Origin of the sequence: Vibrio orientalis CIP 102891 = ATCC 33934 (genome assembly GCF_000176235.1) — a bacterium.
GTDB lineage: Bacteria > Pseudomonadota > Gammaproteobacteria > Enterobacterales > Vibrionaceae > Vibrio > Vibrio orientalis.
On the sequence record NZ_ACZV01000005.1, the window covers coordinates 1,600,547 to 1,621,940 of the forward strand.

At 42.0% G+C, this 21,394-nt stretch carries 14 protein-coding genes and 1 pseudogene; 3 read left to right on the forward strand and 12 right to left on the reverse strand.

What is annotated here, in order from left to right:
• Window positions 1-64: 64 nt before the first annotated feature.
• On the reverse strand, window positions 65-2,767 hold the full coding sequence (gene adhE, locus VIA_RS17915; protein WP_004414799.1) for a bifunctional acetaldehyde-CoA/alcohol dehydrogenase: 2,703 nt from the start codon (window positions 2,765-2,767) through the stop codon (window positions 65-67).
• A 611-nt stretch (window positions 2,768-3,378) separates the two neighbouring features.
• Here adhE and VIA_RS17920 point away from each other — a divergent pair.
• Complete coding sequence (locus VIA_RS17920; RefSeq protein ID WP_004414801.1) at window positions 3,379-4,017, forward strand: YchE family NAAT transporter; 639 nt, start codon at window positions 3,379-3,381, stop codon at window positions 4,015-4,017.
• A 51-nt stretch (window positions 4,018-4,068) separates the two neighbouring features.
• Window positions 4,069-4,911, forward strand: a complete 843-nt coding sequence (locus tag VIA_RS17925) for an ion transporter (protein WP_004414802.1) — start codon at window positions 4,069-4,071, stop codon at window positions 4,909-4,911.
• Window positions 4,912-4,937: 26 nt separating this feature from the next.
• On the opposite strand, the gene VIA_RS17930 is transcribed toward VIA_RS17925, so the two are convergent.
• Both VIA_RS17930 and asd read right to left on the reverse strand, forming a co-directional pair.
• Entirely contained in the window at window positions 4,938-5,462 is a 525-nt protein-coding gene (locus VIA_RS17930) for a type II secretion system protein (RefSeq protein WP_004414804.1), read from the reverse strand.
• Between the two features lie 110 nt (window positions 5,463-5,572).
• A complete protein-coding gene (gene asd, locus VIA_RS17935) occupies window positions 5,573-6,685 on the reverse strand; it encodes an aspartate-semialdehyde dehydrogenase (RefSeq protein WP_004414806.1) in 1,113 nt (370 codons plus the stop codon).
• A gap of 449 nt (window positions 6,686-7,134) precedes the next feature.
• Here asd and nhaC point away from each other — a divergent pair, with 449 nt between their 5' ends.
• Window positions 7,135-8,577 (forward strand): Na+/H+ antiporter NhaC, encoded by a 1,443-nt coding sequence (nhaC, locus tag VIA_RS17940; protein WP_004414807.1) that lies wholly within the window; start codon window positions 7,135-7,137, stop codon window positions 8,575-8,577.
• Window positions 8,578-8,652: 75 nt separating this feature from the next.
• Here the strand turns inward: nhaC and VIA_RS17945 are convergent, their stop codons facing one another.
• From VIA_RS17945 to VIA_RS17980, 9 genes and pseudogenes are all read right to left on the reverse strand, one after another.
• Complete coding sequence (locus VIA_RS17945) at window positions 8,653-9,807, reverse strand: hypothetical protein (protein WP_004414809.1); 1,155 nt, start codon at window positions 9,805-9,807, stop codon at window positions 8,653-8,655.
• A 62-nt stretch (window positions 9,808-9,869) separates the two neighbouring features.
• A complete protein-coding gene (locus VIA_RS17950; RefSeq protein ID WP_004414811.1) occupies window positions 9,870-11,105 on the reverse strand; it encodes an Hpt domain-containing protein in 1,236 nt (411 codons plus the stop codon).
• Between the two features lie 295 nt (window positions 11,106-11,400).
• A pseudogene (locus VIA_RS22565) lies at window positions 11,401-11,840 on the reverse strand (ISAs1 family transposase); the annotation flags it as partial.
• Window positions 11,841-12,015: 175 nt separating this feature from the next.
• Window positions 12,016-12,942, reverse strand: a complete 927-nt coding sequence (locus VIA_RS17955; protein ID WP_004414812.1) for a LysR family transcriptional regulator — start codon at window positions 12,940-12,942, stop codon at window positions 12,016-12,018.
• 31 nt (window positions 12,943-12,973) lie between these two features.
• On the reverse strand, window positions 12,974-14,545 hold the full coding sequence (locus VIA_RS17960; protein WP_004414814.1) for an MFS transporter: 1,572 nt from the start codon (window positions 14,543-14,545) through the stop codon (window positions 12,974-12,976).
• Window positions 14,546-14,610: 65 nt separating this feature from the next.
• A complete protein-coding gene (locus VIA_RS17965; protein ID WP_004418282.1) occupies window positions 14,611-16,239 on the reverse strand; it encodes an MFS transporter in 1,629 nt (542 codons plus the stop codon).
• A 49-nt stretch (window positions 16,240-16,288) separates the two neighbouring features.
• Complete coding sequence (locus VIA_RS17970; RefSeq protein WP_004414816.1) at window positions 16,289-17,956, reverse strand: amidohydrolase; 1,668 nt, start codon at window positions 17,954-17,956, stop codon at window positions 16,289-16,291.
• A gap of 47 nt (window positions 17,957-18,003) precedes the next feature.
• Window positions 18,004-18,828 (reverse strand): hypothetical protein, encoded by an 825-nt coding sequence (locus VIA_RS17975; protein ID WP_004414818.1) that lies wholly within the window; start codon window positions 18,826-18,828, stop codon window positions 18,004-18,006.
• A gap of 256 nt (window positions 18,829-19,084) precedes the next feature.
• A complete protein-coding gene (locus tag VIA_RS17980; RefSeq protein WP_004414819.1) occupies window positions 19,085-21,106 on the reverse strand; it encodes an oxidoreductase in 2,022 nt (673 codons plus the stop codon).
• Window positions 21,107-21,394 lie beyond the last annotated feature (288 nt).

The window sequence follows — 21,394 nt, forward strand, 5'->3', positions numbered from 1 at the left end:
CTTTAACTTTTCCCGATAGATAAGTGTCGTGCTAGCGAAAACTTATCTCATAACTAACACTTACTTATGCGTTAGCTTTTTCTTTCTTAGCTTTTGGTGCCGCTTCTTTCGCTACTTGGTCCGCTTTCTTCTTGATTACAGTCGTACCTTCGAAAGTTTCGCCTTCAACGAATGCTTTACCGTAGTAAGAAGACATTAGAACTTCTTTTAGCTCAGTGATTAGAGGGTAACGTGGGTTAGCACCTGTACACTGGTCATCAAACGCTTCAACTGCTAGCTCATCAAGTTTAGCGATGAAGTCAACTTCAGAAACACCTGCTGCTTGGATAGACAGTGGGATGTCTAGGTCGCCTTTCAGCTCTTCCAACCATGCTAGTAGACGTTCAATCTTCTGAGCAGTACGGTCACCTTCTTGGCTTAGGCCTAGGTGGTCAGCAACTTCAGCGTAACGACGACGTGCTTGTGGACGGTCGTACTGAGAGAATGCAGTCTGCTTAGTTGGGTTATCGTTCGCGTTGTAACGTACAACGTTAGAGATTAGTAGTGCGTTCGCCAGACCGTGTGGTAGGTGGAACTCAGCACCAATCTTGTGCGCCATAGAGTGACAAACACCTAGGAATGCGTTCGCAAACGCGATACCAGCGATAGTCGCAGCGTTGTGTACTTTCTCACGAGCGATTGGGTCGTTTGCGCCGTTCGCGTAGCTTGAAGGTAGGTACTCTTTTAGCATCTTAAGTGCTTGTAGAGCCTGACCGTCAGAGTATTCGTTAGCAAGAACAGATACGTAAGCTTCTAGAGCGTGAGTTACTGCATCGTAACCACCGAATGCTGTTAGAGACTTAGGCATGTTCATTACTAGGTTAGCATCAACGATAGCCATGTTTGGCGTGATTTCGTAGTCAGCTAGTGGGTACTTAGCACCAGTCTTGTCGTCTGTAACAACGGCGAATGGAGTAACCTCTGAACCAGTACCTGAAGTTGTAGTGATACATACAAGCTCAGCTTTCTTACCCATTTTAGGGAACTTGTAGATACGTTTACGGATATCCATAAAGCGCATTGCTAGTTCTTCGAAGTGAGTTTCTGGGTGCTCGTACATTACCCACATGATCTTAGCAGCGTCCATTGGAGAACCACCACCTAGAGCTAGGATTACGTCAGGTTGGAAGCTCTTCATTGCTTCTGCACCTTTCTCAACAACAGATAGTGTTGGATCCGCTTCTACGTCGAAGAATGTTTGAACTTCGATGCCTTGCTCTTTAAGCAGTTTCACTACTTCATCAGCGTAACCGTTGTTGAATAGGAAACGGTCAGTTACTAGGAATGCGCGTTTCTTACCTTCTAGGTCGCTCATTGCGATTGGAAGGCTACCACGACGGAAGTAGATAGACTTAGGTAGTTTGTGCCACAACATGTTTTCAGCTCGCTTAGCTACAGTTTTCTTGTTGATAAGGTGCTTAGGACCTACGTTCTCAGAGATAGAGTTACCACCCCAAGAACCACAACCTAGAGTTAGAGAAGGTGCTACGTTAAAGTTGTAAAGGTCACCGATACCACCGTGAGTAGTTGGGATGTTTACAAGGATACGTGCAGTCTTCATCTTGTCGCCGAAGTAACGGATACGGTCTGCGTTAACGTCTTGGTTAGTGTAAAGACCAGACGTGTGACCGATACCACCGATTTCAACCATAGTTACCGCTTGAGCAACTGCGTCTTCGAAGTCGTCAGCACGGAATAGACCTAGAGTTGGAGATAGTTTCTCGTGTGCGAATTCGTCATCGATCGATACTTTACCTAGACCTTCACCCACAAGAACTTTTGTATCTGCAGGAACTTTAACGCCCGCCATTTCAGCGATTGCTGGAGCAGGTTGACCTACGATTTTCGCGTTTAGTGCGCCATCGATTAGTAGTACTTTACGTACTTTGTCTGCGTCAGCTTTAGATAGAACGTGAGCTTTGTGAGAAGCGAAACGCTCTTTCACTTCGTCGTATACTTCGCTAACTACGATTGCAGCTTGCTCAGAAGCACATACTACGCCGTTATCGAATGTTTTAGACATAAGGATAGAAGCAACAGCACGTTTGATGTCAGCTGTTTCATCGATAACGACAGGAACGTTACCTGCGCCTACACCGATTGCTGGCTTACCAGAAGAGTATGCTGCTTTAACCATGCCTGGACCACCAGTTGCAAGGATAAGTGCAATGCCGTCGTGCTTCATTAGGCCGTTAGACAGTTCTACTGAAGGTTGGTCAATCCAACCGATGATGTCTTTTGGTGCACCCGCCGCTACTGCTGCGTCAAGAACAAGTTTCGCTGCATCGTTAGTCGAGTTCTTCGCACGTGGGTGTGGCGAGAAGATGATGCCGTTACGAGTTTTAAGAGAGATTAGAGATTTGAAGATTGCTGTAGACGTTGGGTTAGTCGTTGGGACGATACCACAAATGATACCTACAGGTTCTGCGATAGTCATTGTGCCTAGGTTGTCATCTTCTTCTAGGATGCCACAAGTTTTCTCGTCTTTGTATTTGTTGTAGATGAACTCTGAAGCAAAGTGGTTTTTGATCACTTTATCTTCAACAATACCCATGCCAGACTCTGCAACCGCTTGTTGTGCTAGCGGGATACGAGCGTGGTTAGCTGCTAGAGAGGCTGCGCGGAAGATTGCGTCTACTTTCTCTTGTGAGAACGTTGCAAACTCTTCTTGAGCCGCTTTTACGCGAGCTACTAGAGCGTCTAGTTCAGCCATATTAGTTACAGGCATAGTGAATCTCCTAAAATAGATAAATATTAAAAACTTTTTATTAAGGTCACTGTTCTCAGACAGACGTCTTAGTAAATTGCTTTCAGGGCTGAGTATATTATTTCAGGTTGTGAAAAAAATTGACCCAGATCAGTTACCCAAAAAGAATTAACCAATTAGTGGTATCCGAATCACAAAACATGACCTAACAACATGATTTATATGAATTTAATTCACACTTTCAGTTTGAACAAAAAAACACCAAACAAACCACCACCTTGGATAAATGGCCACATTTTGTAAAAAAGTTTCATTTTTTGACCACAAACTTACATGTGGTCCATAAACATTGTGCTACTGAGAGTATATGCAAAACGTATTTTCTCTCTATTTTTCGCCTCGTTTTATGTGAAAAATGTGCGAATGTTAACGTTTGTGTCATTTGAGTACTTCTTGACCACCATTCTACGTAACAAAGTATGTCATTACTGTTTACCAATCATTCAATAATTAGATTTTCTCAGTTATGAAATGGCTTTAACTTTAGTTTTTTTCATTCGTTCATTGGCAAAAATTGGACTATATTCGCGCATGTATCCCTGTTCCCTCTTTTACTTGTGTAGGCACGCCGAATGCAAACGTTCGAAATCGCTATTTTTTTGCAGTTTTTCTTGGGTTTAGTCGCAGCTGTTAACCCTGTCGGCATTATGCCGGTTTTTGTTTCTTTAACTGGGCACATGACTCAAGAAGAAAAGAACAAAACCGCCGTTACAGCCAACATTGCTGTCGCTATCATTTTGATCGTCTCTCTCCTGGCGGGTCAGATGCTGCTCGATATGTTTAGCATCTCGTTGGATTCGTTCCGCGTCGCAGGCGGTTTACTCCTTCTAAGCATCGCGTTTTCAATGATGAGCGGTAAACTCGGGGAAGATAAGCAGAACAAACAAGAAAGGTCTGAGTATGTCAGCCGTGAGCAGATCGGTGTCGTGCCATTGGCCATGCCACTGATGGCAGGCCCGGGTGCGATCAGTTCGACGATTGTCTACGGCTCTCGCTATCCAGCAATGCTTGATACATTCGGTATCATTGTGACGATCGTCGCTTTCTGTCTATGTACTTGGCTACTATTTCGCTCAGCACCATTGATTGTGCGCTTCTTAGGTCAAACAGGAATTAACGTCATCACTCGTATCATGGGCCTTATCCTTGGCGCACTTGGTATCGAGTTTATCGCAAACGGACTACGTAACCTGTTCCCAGGATTAGCCTGATCACCAGAATATAGGTATGATAGAGCGACTGTTTAATAGGTCGCTCTAACCATGCCACGCAACTCTTTACGACATCATCTTTACGTCATTATTTTTGGTACTCATACCAAAGCTGGACGGGCATTTGATATTGCCCTGATTGCTGCCATCATCGTCTCGCTATTGGTTCTCATCTTAGAATCACTGCCAAATGTGATGTCTCGATGGTCACAAGAATTACGCTATATTGAGTACAGTTTTACCGCCCTATTCACCGTCGAATATTTATTAAGGCTCTATTGCTCACCTAAGCCCAAATCTTACGCTACCAGCTTTTACGGCGTTGTCGATTTGCTAGCGATTCTGCCGACCTACTTGGCTCTAATTTTCCCTGGCGCTTCGTTTATGGGGGTGATTCGCTTACTCCGCGTTATGCGAATTTTCCGTGTCCTTAAACTTGTGCGCTATCTGCAAGATTCGAATATTCTTTTGCGCTCTCTCCTTATGGCGCGCCGAAAGATCCTAATATTCTTCAGCACTGTCGGTATTCTAGTCACCATTTTCGGCGCTTTAATCTTTGTGATTGAGGGCCCTGATAATGGCTTTACCAGTATTCCCAAAAGTATCTACTGGGCCATCGTGACAATTACCACCGTTGGCTATGGTGATATGGTGCCACAAACCCATCTCGGTAAGGCGATCGCCTCTTTAACCATGCTGCTCGGTTATTCAATACTTGCCGTTCCCACTGGTATCATTACCGCAGAGTTAAGTAACGAGATGAACGCGCACAAAGAGCTCGTAAAATGCCCTAACTGCAACCGTTCCGGGCACGACTCAGATGCTATGCACTGTAAGCACTGTGGCAGTGAGTTAGCCGATCCAGATAATCGAGTAATCACTCGACAGAATTAAAAAAGGCTCCTAAAAGGAGCCTTTTTTTAACAACCAGTGGTCACTGCTTCCGCCTGGTACATTCCGCCCTCTTCCATTACGGCAGTGTACTTAACGTAACACTGGGTTTGTTCAATCGCGGTGTTAAAATCGCTCCCGGTGAAATCACCAAGGATAGAAGATTGCGTGATAAGCCAATAATCAGGGTCAGCAACCGTGCCATTATTGTGAGCTGCCCATACCCACTCCGCTTCTAGATCATGATATTCAGCATCAGCATTGAGGAAGTTTTCTATCCCGCCGCGTTCAACGGTCGGATAACCAAACGCAACATGTCCGGTCTGAGAACCAAGATCGATATGATAGCTAGGGTTATTTTCTTCACCGTCAATGACGGTCTTGGAGTAAACCAATTGAGCTGCGCCATCAACGGCTGCTTTCATCCCTCGAATGCTCGCCGCTCGCGCATCATGGCTATAGTTTAAAAACCTCGGCGCTGCGACAACAGCAAGAATGCCCAAAATCACAATCACCACAACCAATTCGATTAACGTAAAACCTTTTGCTCTCATGCCACCCCCACTACATTTGATGCCAAAAGGGTAGAGAAACAATGTCAGTAAGCTGTTAATCGGCACAAAAAAAGCGCCCATGAGGACGCTTTTCAGTACTTTCTTACAGCTTACTTTTCAGCAAGGATAATACGCAGTGTGCGGCGTAGTGGTTCTGCGGCACCCCATAGAAGTTGGTCACCAACAGTGAACGCATTGAGGAAATCATCACCCATTGCCATCTTACGCAGACGACCTACAGGGATAGAAAGCGTACCGGTCACTTTAGCTGGTGTCAGTTCTTGCGCAGTAATATCGCGATCATTAGGAATCACTTTAACCCAATCATTATGAGTGGCGATCATCTCTTCGATCTCGTCCATCGGAACATTTTGCTTTAGCTTGATAGTCAACGCTTGAGAGTGACAACGCATTGCACCGATACGTACACAGGTACCATCGATTGGCACTGGTGCATCTTGGAAGCCAAGAATCTTGTTCGCTTCAACACCCGCTTTCCACTCTTCTTTGCTCTGGCCATTGTCACGCTTCACATCGATCCATGGAATGAGAGAACCTGATAGTGGTACACCAAATTTATCCGTCGGGAAAGATGGTGAGCGCATGATGTCTGCTACTTTTTTGTCGATATCGAGAATTGAGCTTGATGGGTTAGCCAACTCTGAACTCACTGAATCATTGATTACACCCATTTGAGAGATAAGCTCACGCATATTCTGAGCGCCAGCACCAGAAGCGGCTTGGTAAGTCATCGCACTTGTCCACTCAACCAAGCCTTTCTCAAATAGGCCACCTAGGCCCATTAGCATCAAGCTTACGGTACAGTTACCTCCAACAAACGTGTTGGTGCCACTATGAATGCCTTGTTGAATCTGCGCTAAGTTAACAGGATCAAGGGTAATGATAGAGTCTTGCGCCATACGCAAAGTCGAAGCAGCATCAATCCAGTAGCCCTTCCAACCCGCTTGGCGCAGTGCTGGATACACTTTTTCTGTGTAGCTACCACCCTGACAGGTAACAACAGCGTCTAGCTGCTTAAGGCTTTCGATATCAAACGCATCTTGCAGCATACCTGCATCTTTACCTAAGTTTGGTGCTGGGATACCTACTTGAGATGTACTGTAAAATACCGGTTCAATAAGGTCGAAATCTTTCTCTTCTACCATACGTTGCATTAGCACCGAACCAACCATGCCACGCCAACCAACTAAACCTACTCTCATTCTCAACTCTCCGTGTAATCAATTTTTAAAAGGGAATGGTTCAATATTCAATTTTCGCAGCAAAATCTCAAGGGAAATTTGCATCAAATCTGTAACTTTTATTTCTTATTTTCAAAAAACACACTTAGACGTGCGTTTTGGTTGGTTTTTGCCCACTTGTTATAAAGACGACAAAAACCACTCAGAACAAGAACAAATACACACCTTACGTGCCACAGAAAGTTTACATTTCAAAACATTTCAGATCATTAAAATTAAACTTTAACACTACATTTAACTGCAACAAAACACTAATACAGATATAAATCACAGCATAACGACATTATCTCGAAATATTATTCCAACTAAGATAAAGTGCACTTCATACCTAATAGGAGTTAGCGCTCCTTCGAGAAGTGGTGCTAAGCACACTACTTTCACTCGCTAATTACTCTAATAAGAGGCTCTGTATGACGCAACTTACCCCCCGTCTGCCAAGCTTGATGCAGGTTGTAATTTCCTTAGGGTTATTTCTACTACTGGCATTTTCGTTTACAGCACAACTCGATCTACCAATCCAGCTGGCGCTGTACATCGGCTGGTTTATTATCATGTTCCTTGGTATCCGTTTAGGCCATCAATATAAAGATTTAGAAAAAGCAGCCCTCAACGGAATTTCTAACGGACTTGGTGCCGTTCTTATTCTTCTAGCGGTCGGTGCCTTAGTCGGTACTTGGATCTCTGGCGGTATCGTACCAACTATCATTTACTATGGTCTAAAGGCAATCCACCCTTCTATTTTCCTTCTTGCTACGATGATCATCTGTTCATTGACCGCTCTTGCTACGGGTACTTCTTGGGGTGCAGCAGGTACGGCAGGTATTGCGATGATGGGTATCGGCCAAGGCTTAGGTGTTCCAGCGCCAATCACTGCGGGTGCGGTGCTATCAGGCTGTTACTTCGGCGATAAAATGTCACCACTGTCTGACTCAGTAATCCTAGCTTCATCAATGTCGAACGTTGAAGTTGTTGAACACATCAAGGGCATGCTACCTATCGCCCTGATCAGCTACATCATTACTGGCATTATGTTTACCGCGTTTGGCTTCCATTACGCCGGTAACGTTGATATGTCTCAGGTACAGTCAGTCATTCAAGCGATGGAAGAGCAGTTCTACATCACGCCTTATTCGTTTGTCCCTGTGATTATCGTATTGGGCCTACTGGCGATGCGTATGCCTTCTTTCCCGGTGATCAGTTTCGGCTCTCTTCTGGGCATCATCTGGGCAGTAATGATTCAAGATGTTGACTTCTTACAGGCGTTCAACACCGCTTGGGCACCATTTGAAATCGAGTCTGGCGTAAGCTTTATTGATTCAATCCTTAACCGTGGTGGTATGTCATCAATGCTTGGCTCAGTTGCGGTTATCGTATTTGGTCTAGGTTTTGGTGGTCTACTAGATAAAGTGGGCGTTTTAGAAACTATCGCGAAACTATTTGAACGCCGAGTTCAAAGTGCAGGCTCGCTAGCAACTAGCACCATTGGTACTGCATTCATGGGTAACGTGTTTGGCTCTGCAATGTACGTATCTTTAATCCTGACCCCTAAAATCTGTGCTAAAAATTACGACCGCTTAGGCTACAAACGTAAGAACCTATCTCGTAACGCAGAGTTCGGCGGTACGCTAACATCAGGTATGGTGCCTTGGAGTGATAACGGTATCTACATGGCAAGTATCCTTGGTGTAGCAACACTCTCTTACGCGCCATTCATGTGGTTAAGCTTCGTGTGTATTATCGTCACAATCATTACCTCATACATGGGCTGGTTTGTTGATAAATGCGAACCGACAGCACCTGCCGCTGATACTGAAGCAGAAGCAGAAGCAGAGTTAGCAAAGCAGACCGCATAAACGATGCTCTGAATACAAAAAAACGCCTCACTTGAGGCGTTTTTTTTATCCGTATTTACTCTGCTCTAAATTGACTTAAGACGCTTTTTTGGCCGCACTGCGTCGCCCTAGCAAATAACCTAAGCCAAGTGGAGCAAAGAAAATCGCAACAATAAAGAGGATAAAGTAAATGATGGTACTCTTAATTAACTCAACCAGTTTATCGACGGCTAAGGTAACGACATCTTGAGAAACCTTATCAATATCTTGAGTAAACTGCTCACGTTCAGCGCTAATGATCAACGCAATTTCTGCACGCTCTCTTGCGACCATTTTCTCTAGAGCTTCACGCTCTAAGCTCAATTGCTCAATACGCTGAGTGGTACGCTGGTCAATCTCTTGAACCAAAGGCTCCAGTTGAATCGACATCTGACGGGCAAGATCTTCCATATACTGAGGGTTGTTCTCAACAAAGTCTTGGAATGACTCGGACGTCGCTTGCAAGCTCTGAAGCGTCTGAGTTAACTGCTCACCGCTAATAGAGCTATTTAGTGCGATAAGCTGAGCTTTCCATGTCATTAATTTTGGCGTTTGCTCTGACACGAGGCTGAGTCGATCAGACACGTCGCCGAGAGCTTCTGGCATGGTACCTAAGGTCGAAACAGCTTCATCTTCACTGATCTGGTTTGCTTCAAGCCATGCTCGGTAAGCGGGTGTTCTAATAAAGCTTAAGTCTTCAAATGGGTGAGTCTTGGCAAATTCAATAACAAACTGTTGAGTTTGAGAGTAACTCGCACCTTTAAGCAACGATTTCGCGAGCTTATTAATGTCAGCCGCTAGCTCTGTTGAAACGCGCTTTGCATCATCGTTAACAAATAGCTCCTGGCCGGCACCACGATTAAAAAACTGGTTCATTTGCTCAGTAAACACCCAGCTATCGATAAGCGCAGCCATTGGAGACACTTGGTAGGAAGAACGTTGCAAGCCTTCTTCTGCATTTATTTTCCATAGCAATACGTAAGATTGATACAGTTTATCTTGAGGGTCGTATTGTTCAGCTGTGGCGTCCGCAGCTTGCTCTACTTGCGCAAAAAACTGATGGGTATACTCACGCGTCATTAAACGCATATTGAGCTCTTGTTGTGTCAAAGGCGTTGTCTGGCTATCAATTTTCACTTCAAGTAGTGAACACCCTGAGATAGGAAGGACGAAAGCTAACAGCCATAGAACAGGTAGGCGGCGAAGCAGCATATAACCTCACATGCAGAATTAAAAAAAGCCAAGCACTATACAATCCTTAAGTCAGGATGAAGTCAACTCTCTACTTTCGCGTTCTCTTTTAGGAAAATTCTTGCTTCTTCAAGGGCATTGTCCAATCGGACCTTGAGTTCATCGAGTAAATCAGGAACCGCAGTGATATCTTCTTTTATCGCAATTTCAACTTTACTTGCCGACTCTCTCAATTTTGAAGCACCTAGGTTGCCTCCAACTCCTTTCAAGCTATGCGCTTTTCGTTGCGCTTCTTCTGGAGAATCCGTAAGTAAACTAGTGATTTTTTCGACATCCCCATTGTGATCTTCGATAAAGACTTCCAACAGCATGCAAACCGATTCCACATCTTGATTCAATGAATCCAACATCTTAGCGAAATCTATCTCAGGATCCCCCAACTCAGCCTCTACTGGTGAATCAACCACGGGAGGATGAGACTGCTCTTTGTTACTTTCATGTGCTTCAGCATCTTGTGACTGACTATTCGATAGATCTGCCGAGGTCACGCGTACAGAACCTGTCGCAATATTAATTAACCAAAGGTAGCCCACCATAGTGAGAAAACTGACCAAAATGCCAAGCCAAATATGTCGAGTCAGAAGCTGATTAAACTCATTCCGTTGCAAAGCGATTTGAGCATGGACATCATGAGTAATAAGTTTATCGACAATGTATTGCCCTTGAGCGTAGCCCCCTAACACAGTAGAAATCTGCGCGAGTACCTGCTGTAAGTCTTGCCGTTGCTGCAACGGTAATTTAGTTGATAGATAATAGACTTGATCGAGCTCGCGATAGATGGCGGGACTAGAACCGTTATCACTATACATCGCGTCTAAAACGTTAGCACTCAGGCGCAGGTAGAGCTCAGATACACTCTGTTGCTCTTTATAGCCTTCTCGCATGCCACGGATCTGCTCAACCAGATTCAAGAGGTCTAAGTTATTATCAAGATAAATTTGAGTTTGTTCGATAAAGCGATCGGTGGTGAACAGTAACTGATGAATATCAGGCAGGAACCAGCTTTTTTTGTAGTGAGTATCGATTTGTAAGCGTAAAGCGTAAATCAGTTGGATATTGAGCGCTTGAGTATCGGCCATGTGGGTTCGATACGGAGAATCAAAGGTAAGGGTTTCACGGAGCTCTTGAATGCCACTCCCTAGCTCGTAGATTTGCTCTTTGGTTTCACTCGTTGATCGGTAACTAGTCGCAAGTAAACCGATACAAATTAACCATAGGCTAAGTAGCAACCAGCCAAATTTGAGAGCTCTGCCTTCCATTGTCCTGCCTGTATTCAATAAACCCCTGTAATACAAGCATATACACAATATTCCTTCTTTGCACTACTCATACAAACAACCAAACCGCTCTTTCCATTTTTTGTGGAGTTATACAATTTTTAACACTCCTGCTCTAACATTACGTAGATACCCAGCCTCTATGAACCCATCTCTCTTTTTATGAAGTGATACGAATGCACTTGATCTAATGGAATTATGCTTGTTACCTATATCGTTAACATAACCTCCGGATATCTCGACGATGTTCGGTATATTTGCTTACAAACAATACTACAGCATTAAAGGCTGCTTGAAACTGCTCAGCAACAGCCACTCTCATCTTTGTTTGGCTGTTTTTACTTGAACGACAACATGGGCCTTCTTTCTGCGATTTTCTCTAGTGTATCGCGTTGACAATGTAGAGCGTCAACTGTGATAACGCTGCCTTGTACATTAATTACATCAAGCTTTTAGCGAACAACGCTAATCTCACTGTTCTTGTTTTCAGTCGATTTATGGCTTAGAACAAGCCCCCGTTTAGTATCATAAGAAGTCACCAATTGTAGTGCTGTTTTCTCGTCATTTCAGTACGAGCCACGCAGTACTTTTCCATCAAATGCAATGATGGGCCTATTTTGACTCTTGTTGTTCGTTAATCCAGAGAGCTAGTGCCTCAAGCAAAGGCTCCGCGACAACACGCGCTATGGTGTGTCGTCGGGGGATCCCGTGTTCAAAATGGCTGTGTAACTAAGGATTTAGAGGTCTTAAATCTGTTTACAAAGTGCGATCCTGCTTTGCACTAAAGTCAAAATCTCATGAAGTAATACCATTTATTAGCGTCACAGTTAAAATCGTAAGTTACTTATTTAACTCAATCGAATACTCCAATCGTTCGGATAATCGAAAATGATTACATTTTCTGATGCGAAATATTATTCGAATGTTCAAACAACCTAGCTCTCAGGTAGCGATGAAACGGATCATGCTCCATAAGAGAATGCCAATATAAATAACTATTACCTGACGTCAGTTCCTCAATAATGTTTAGTTTGATGAGATCAGACCTAGCAGCAACAACATCTGGAAGTAAACTCACATAATCCGTTTCCTGCAAATAGTCGATGATTGAACTATACTGCGAAAAATTAAGTACTGTATTTTGATTGATCTCGTTTCGATCGACATTACGGTTGAATTCTCGGATTAACTCTCCATGATAGACAAATTGAATATATCCATAAGAGTATGTCTCTTTAATGTTGATAGGAGCTTCATTTTTGTTTAGAGGGTGATTTTTCCTTACGTATATAGAATAAGAGTAATTTCCGATTTTTAACTGATGAATGTTATTAGAAAGACCACTAAAGTTTCCGACTAAAAAGTCCAACTTTCCTTGATTTAAGTCTTCTACACAACCATCGTATCGCCCTAAAATTTCAAACTTCACTTTCTTTTCATATTTTTCGCTAATTGATGCAAGTACTGAAGCACTATTATTGGTCATCGCACCATCAATCATACATATTCTATACTGTTCTTTAGTAGGTTGAGTAATACCTTCCAATTGATTATATATTTGGAAGGTAGAATTGAAAATATTTTCCAGCTGAGGGAATATCTTATCCGATAATGGAGTCAACATCATTTTATTATTTGTTCGTACCAGCAATTTATCATTAAATATTCGCCTTAATTTATTCAGTTGTTGACTAACTGCTGATTGTGACACAAATATTTCGTCTGCCACTCTACTGACATGCTTATATTTAAGTAATAAATATAATGTTATAATCAAATTTTGGTCATGTTTTACGATGAGCTTAATATTCATATTCATAGCAACATTCATCTTCAAAATTGTTAATTTACTATTGAACTGATCGGCCAATAGGAATGCTTAACAAGCTGATTAACCCTCCTATAGCCAATGTTATTTTTATCCCATAATTTCTAGCATTATTATTAATACCATCTAGATTAGGAGGAATGGAAATATTGTTGTTTGATAACAGAAACTTCAAATCTTCATTAGACATAAAATCAAATAAATTTGTTATCGAATTAATTTCAATGCCACTAATGTGGTGTATTAGTGATGCTTGCAAATATTGACTAGAGAAATATGATAGAGCCCCTCCAAAAATTGTAACTCCAGCCACATAACCAATATTCTTAGATGACACTTGAGCTCCTGATGACTGTTGTGCATAATATTCTCCGACAGCAAGGTTGACGGATATATTCGCTCGACTAGCAAGCATACCGCAACCACTACCAATGAGCATCATCCAGAAAGAAATATTATGGATAGATATTCCATTGTATATAAGTTGACTCAATAAAAAAATACAAGTTGATAGCAACCCCATACTTATGGTATTTATTTTTTTCGTACTTATCTTTTGAGCTCTATTTGCCACAATGATTGACGATATAAACATAGCGACAGCAAAACATACTGTACTATAAGCCAACTCCAACTTACTATAGTCACTTAATGATATATAACCTACCAATGTAAAAAGAACACCTCCATAAATAACATATTGAAAAGCGAGAACATAAAAAGAAGCTAGAACATCTCGCTTAAGAAACGCTCTAGGAAAAATTGAATGAATATTATTTTTTTTCTTTGTTTTATTTTTAAATAACAGATAAATCAGACACAGAGATAATGAAGTTATCATTAGCAATGCTGGTAATGGAAGGCTAAATGTATATACGACACTACTTTCTTTACTTTGCACAACTTTGTTCGTGAAAAAACCGAATGAAGGGGCCGCTGCAATCGCAGTTAAGATACTAGCAATGACAACAATGCTCATTACCGCCTCAATATAATCAAAACGTTTTTCTGAGACTATTGGACTGCAATAAGGCAACCAACTAGACAACAAAGCAACAATAATCGCAATTATGCTCAGTAGAGCAAAGCCAGCCTTCCAACCCGCTAAATGGTAGATTGTCGTTAGAATGATAGGGTATATCGATACGACTAATGCGACTGAAGTACCCCATATGCTAAAGGCCATCGATCTATTATGTGATTGAATCTCTTTGGTAAGCAATGCAATAGACGAAGGTAGGATTAGAGCTGCACCAGTACCCATCAAGCCTCTTGAAAAAAGAATAAACGACCAGAAGTCTTCAAAGATAAGCGCTGATACTTCTCCCATGAAACAAAGAAACAACCCCGTCCTAAATAGACTTCTCCAGCTAAAAAAGTACCCCATTAAACCACTCACCAACATGAGCGACGCAGAAACAACGGAGTAGGATGAAGTTACCACCTGACCCAAAGATAGGTTTACGTTAAAAAAAGACATGATGTCTTTAATTAACAAAGCAGTAGTGACATTGTCAGCACTAGAGACAAATTGTGCCAGACAGACACAAATTAGGATCTTAATCTCTTTGGCTGTAAATCTAACGTTGTTCATAGTCGTGGTAACCTTGATTGCCTACAACGAAAAAAAGCCCACATCCTGGGCTTTTATAGTTTGACTTAGATTTCGACATGCTTTTCATCAGTATCAAGCACTTCGGCCTTTGTTCTCATTAAGCTACGTTGCGGTAGATGGCGAAGGGTCACCAAGAACAGGAGCATAAATATAGCAATGGCATATAAGCCCATTTGCGCTGCTTTTAAGCGAGTTTTTTGATTAATTTCAACGAGCATTTGAACTTCACTAGAGTCTGCAACCTTATCCTTAATCAGTTCAGAAAAATCGCTATCACCAAGAAAAGGAATCGAAGACATTGCTTCAATGCCATTCTGTGAAACTTCTGAAATTGATGGAGAGTTTAAGACTTGCTGCTTGTAATCATGGCTCATGACCGACAGCATCGTTACGCCCATTATCGCGATACCTATAGCATAACCAATATTGCGAACAGTTGCTTGAATTCCACCGGACTGCTGCGCTTCACGAGGTTCTAACGCGTCTGTTACGATGATTGAGCATTGAGATGCCATTGCACCTACTGAACAACCCATCAATGTTTGACCAATAATAAGTAAATAGTTGTAACCATCAAGTTGCAGCCCTTGAGCCATAATAAACGCAGCCACAGCAGCGCCGATTAAACTAAAAGCACAAACCATACGTACTTGAAGGCCACTTAGCTTTGCAGGAAGTAACATTGCAACGCCGACTGTACCGACAGACATACCAATTAGACTCATGCCAGCTTGCGCAGAAGACACCCCACCAACAAGTTGTATATACGGAATAGTAATTGCTGCAGGAGCAGCTGAACCTACCCAAAATAATGCTCCAATATAGAGCCCAACTTGAACCTGTTTGTTATAAATGATTTTAGCCGGAATAAGAGCGAGACCTCCGAGCTTCTCATAGCGCTTTTCCCACATTAGCAAACTTGTAAGTACAATCAAGCCAAATACTGTCATCACGATTGCTGGTGAAAAACCAAAAACAACAAAACCAGTAAGTGGCTTCAAGATGCCCCACACTGGCATTTTTAACGTCCCAACAATTACCATCATTAGACCAACAGCAGCTAATAGGATACCGACAATATCAAGCTTTGGCTTATCCTTGGCCACAGCGACATCTGTCACTTTCGAAGAAGCAAATAGGACCGAGACAAAAATCGCACTTAAGCATAAGTAGGTAAAACGGAGTCCCATAACATCCAACAACATGCCAAAAACAACAGGCATCAATGCTGCAGAAAGTCCGCTGGCTGCTGCAAGTCCGCTAAATGCAAGGGCTTGATCTTTTCCTTGATAATTCCCAGCAATTAGTCCGAGTACAGCAGGAATAGTCAAACTAGCACCTGCGCCAGTCATGACACGAGCGCCATATATAAAGACTTCAATAGAAGGTGAGAAAGCCGCAACTACTTCACTTACTGCCAGTAAGACAAGACCGATGCGAAATGAACGACGCCAACCGAGTATTAGACCAATAAGTCCCCCGGCTATCATCATGGCTCCTGCAATTAAAGAGTAAGTAGCATTCGCCATTTGGATTTGGTCCATTGAAGCGCCAAATTGTTGAACAAGCGCCGATGCAGAAACGCCAACTGTAGCATTGTCACCACTTGTGCCAACCTGTGCTGCACACAAGATCAGCAAACAGAGCCATTTATTTTGATTAGTTTTTGTCATAATTAAACCACGTAGTAAGGCCGACCTTATGCCGACCTAGCTAATATTATTAAGATTTTTCGCCACCGATAAAGCAAGCCATAGCCTCTTTGCCTTTCAATTCTTCCACTGGACCTTCCATCCAATCGAAGTCAAGGATCGTGAAATCAGCTAACTTCCCTTTCTCTAGCGATCCGATATTGCTGAGCATATGTTGCTTAGCTGCAGAACTTGTAATCGCACGCAAAGCTTCCTCTCTAGAGAGTGCTTCCTGCGGTAAGACTGGAGTTCCATCAATATCGTCACGACTCATCAAGATGTATGCACCCATCATTGGATCAGTCGGCATTAGTGGAATATCTGCGTTTACACTAATATTCATTCCAGCGTCAATTGCTGACCTAGCACGCTGTAATTGACTAAAACAAGATGGGGGTAGAACTTGCTCTTTTTTCCACGAAGAATAAAAGTGATAGCTATAATATGGCGTGACACTCGCGCTTGGCTTGACGTCCATCGATTGAACTCGTTCAAAGAACTCATCATCAGTAAAACCCATATGTTGAATAAACATTTGACCGTTTCTACCAACATGGTTCGCATTAAGCTCTTCCATTACATCGAGAACTTTTGTGTGTGCAAGATCGCCTTGTGTATGAATAGCGATGTTATAACCGCCTTGCCAAAACAATGACATGTCTTCAGCTAATGTAGCTTCGCTACGATCCGCAAAGCGGTGTAGCCATCCCGTAGTTCGGCCATCAGGGAAAGCTTCTTTTGTAATGATTTCATAATCAGATACAGCGCCATCAGCGAAAAATTTGATACTCTTAACTGGGAAAGTTATCTCATTCTCTTTGTTCTCCTGATAATGCGCGTCAACAAAATCGAAAGCTGACTGTGCTGAGTATTCATGTTTTTCATAGACTTTTTGCCAACCAAACATGTAACCTTTGCGGCATTTTGGCATATTTGGTGTTTGATCTGCTGCTGCTAATAACTGTAGTTCAGCTTCTAAAGGCATAGAAATTCCGACGCCCATATCAACGCAAGCGGTCACACCTTTACGACGTCCTTGATCCAGCACGCTGTACAGCCCTTTGATAATACTTGCTGGAGATAATTTTGATAGGATATGCTCAGCTGCAACCCTAAACATTGCTTGTTCAGTTAATACACCTGTCGAACGACCATTCTCATCTTGAATAAAACCAAAAATATCTTTCGGTAGGTCGTTAATTTTGAACGCTTCAATAGCTTTAGTATTACAGATCAACTTATGAATAGAGGCTCCCCACATAGCAACAGGGCGAGTATCATCAAGCTCATCTAGCATTTGAGTTGTTAGTGAACCGTGCAGTGGCTCATAGTGCCCCCATAAAACCAACGTCTCACGGTCTTTGAACTCTTGAATACGCTGCTTCATTGCTGTAATAAACGTACTTGGTGTACGCACTGCCTTATAAGTACGACCGTCTATCGTCCAATCCGTAAAACTGACAGGAACTAAAGCGGCAAACATAGCGGCGGTTCCTACAATGTGCAGGTGTGGTTCAATAAAACCTGGGTAGATAAAAGCGTCTTTATAATCTTCCACAATTTCTGCGTTCGGGAACTGTTCAATTAATTCTGAAAGAGTACCGCTGTCAATAATTTTCCCTTCAGACACCGCCATGGCTTCTTTGCAACTGAAATCACTATCTACAGTGTAGATTTTCTTCGCAAGATAAATTTTCATCCGATTTCCTTCAATGTTTTAACTTACAATAATTAAATTACCGTTATCTAGAAATAATACGTAACACCAATTCTAAATTGACGTTTATCATCGTTTGCTTTAAAAGACTTGCTGCTAATGAATTTGTTATCTGAGTCAATATCGCTAAACGTCTCTTTATAAGTAGCATTTAACCACCAACGTTTATTATCAGAAATTGGCGTACCTAATATAGTCTCAATTAACAAGTCTTGAGTCGTATAATTATCGAAGTCGATGTAAGAGTACTGAGGGTTAACCATCAAGTATGTACCCTTTTTACTTAAGTAAATCGAGTTGAATATATTAACCTGTATACCTACACCGTCGTCACTACCAGGTACTTTATATTCATCTTTTACGTTTGCTTGTACTGCAGCGACGTTAGGATAAACTGTCCAGTTTTTTAATACTGGAACTTTGAAAATAGCACCAGCAGCAATAATGTTATCGATCACCTCAGAATCATCGTTTGAACGATCGATATAATCAAGTGAGTAACCAGCTTTTGGCATGACTCCAATACCGGTACCAAAGACCTGGAACCAACGCGCGCGTGCTTCTCGCAGCTCGAAGCCGTCCTCATACGGATCTGAATCTTTATTCGCACCATTGATGCTAATCATAGTTAAAAAGTTGTTATCAGAATTGAAAGATCCCCCGAGTTTAAACTCCGTCTCAATAGCAAAGTCGTTGTCATTACTATTTGTTCCTGCTGCAACTTTAATTGAGCTAATCACGCGAGTTACATCAGCTGGATCGGGAGCATCGTTGGTGTCATCTTTCGCATTCACATTTAAACTAAATAAACCGAGAGAGATAATACCTAAAGCAGTTAGTTTTGTGTTTTTCATCTTTTATTTCTTATGTTGTCATTGAACAACTTAATTATATTTTTTTTAAAAAATAAGTGAAATTACAACTACAAATACAGGATATTAGCACTACTAATATTACTATTAAAAATAGAAGCACACCATATTAATCAGACTAAAAACAAAAATCCCACACTATTATTACTCTAATCAAACTCATGAAAATATTATATCACCCCTTTTAAAATATAAGATTATTTAAAGCTATCAACATCCTTGTTAACTATAGCTTTAATTATAGCCCTCGAGCGACCTCATAGGCATCCCAAATAGCGGCCATAATTGTTCTAGATTTCTGGCTATCGCCAATGTTGTAAATTTCATCAACATCTAATTGATTAATTAAGTCCTCGTACAATCCATCTTTTGATTCATAACCTAAAGCTAATACAACATGATCAGAGTGTATTTCCATTAAATTACCTTGACGTTTAATTGATACGCCATTGTCAGTAATTTCCACAAGACGTGTCGACGTAAGGATAGAAACTTGCTCATGTACTAATAGCTCTTTGAGCATTTGATAGTTAGCAAAACATGTACCATGAGGGCCACCAATGATGTCATCATCAGCTTCAATCAAAGTAACAGACTTTCCTTTTTGAGCCATCCACAATGCAGCCTCAGCACCTACCAAACCACCGCCAACAACGGTTATGCGGTCTCCGGATATAACTTCAGGATTCATTAACATTTGCTCAGCAATAACAACATGAGCTTTATTTTTTCCAATTAACCATTGTGGTTCTATAGGGCGAGAGCCTGTGGCAAATATTATGCTATCTGGTTTTTCTGCCTCAATAATGGCCTTCGTAGCTTCAGTATTCATACGAACGTTAACCTTATTTCGCTCCATTTCACCACTGAACCACTGAATAAGCAGCTTGTCGTCATGCTTAAAAGGAGCTTGGCTACCAGGAACCACGTTGCCACCAAGCTGTCCGGACTTTTCAATTAGAACGACTTTATGTCCTCGTATAGCTGAAATTCTAGCGGCCTCCATTCCAGCTACACCACCACCAACAACAACCACTTTTTTAGTTCGATGTATGGGCAGCAATCCATATTCCGCTTCTCGGCCACAAGTTGGGTTAACGGCACATGAAATGTTACCGACCTCTGCCATTCTTCCTAGGCAGCCTAAATGACAAGACAAGCATGGACGTACTTCTTCAAATCGACCTCGACGAATTTTATTAACAATATCCGGATCGGCTAGTAATGGGCGCCCCATAGATATACCATCCGAGATACCGTCTTCAATCGCTTGAGCAGCAAGGTCAGGATCCTCCATTCTCCCCGCCATGAGAACAGGAATATCAACGACTTCCGACACTGCTTTACAGTATGGTGCATACATACCTGGCTTAAAATAGTTAGGCGGGTGATTCCAATACCAAGAGTCGTATGTACCTGCATCAACGTTCAACGCATCAAATCCGGCCTCTTGGAGATATTTAGCGGCTCTTAGGCCCTCTTCCATATCACGGCCAACTTCTACGCCATGTTCATTAGGTAAGATACCTTGACCAAAGCCTTTCATATTACTTTTCACTGAATAGCGAAGTGATACTGGATAATTCTCACCACATATGGCTTTAATTCCTCGCACAATCTCCACCGCAAATCGGTAACGATTCTCAAAATTTCCACCGTATTGATCCGTTCGTTGATTGAAAAAAGCCATGGAGAATTGGTCAAGTAAATAACCTTCATGCACTGCGTGTATTTCTACACCATCGTATCCTGCTTTCTGTGCAATTGCCGCAGACTCAACAAACTTACTAATAAAGTATTTAACTTCCTCAGTAGTTAATTCACGGTGCTGGATATTTGGGTCGAATCGATTGGGAGCAGGAGAAGGGGCAATTGATTTATCTTCTGGAGTAAATCCAGGAATACATGAGCGTCCCCATCCAGCAGTTAGTTGGGCGAAAATTTTAGCACCGTGAGCATGTACCCGTTCGGTCATTTCTTTCGCACTGCGGATGTATGCAGTTGGATGGTTTGTTGGGCATGGTAAAGAAGGCATCGGGAACTGCTCAAGTTCATTCTCGACCATCTGAACACCAGTAATAATTAAACCTACTCCCCCCTTAGCTCTCGTAGTGTAATATTCGATCCCGCGTTGATTATAGGCTCCATCACCATCAACACAACCCAGTGTCCCCATTGGGGCCATCGAGTAGCGATTTTTTAACTTTAAAGAACCGATATACATCGGTTCGAAAAGCTTTCTGTGCAGTTTCTTTAGCATAACTTCTCCGATATTTTGTACATACGTAAATGTAACTCTCGGATTATTACAACAAAATTCCGACACTGATATTTAGCATTTTCAGACATCCACTTAACTGTTTTTTTTTTCTTTTCAGTCATTGATTTGGATCAACTTGACCTTCACCGCCTCTTCTTTAAACAGGAAGCACTATCTCCACTACAAGAAATCACGATTTTAGTTAACGGCATAACGTAAATTACCACCTACAGAAGTAGGTGGTTTAGGGCTGAAAATAAAAGGTCTAGCGCAATGGCTAGACCTTTA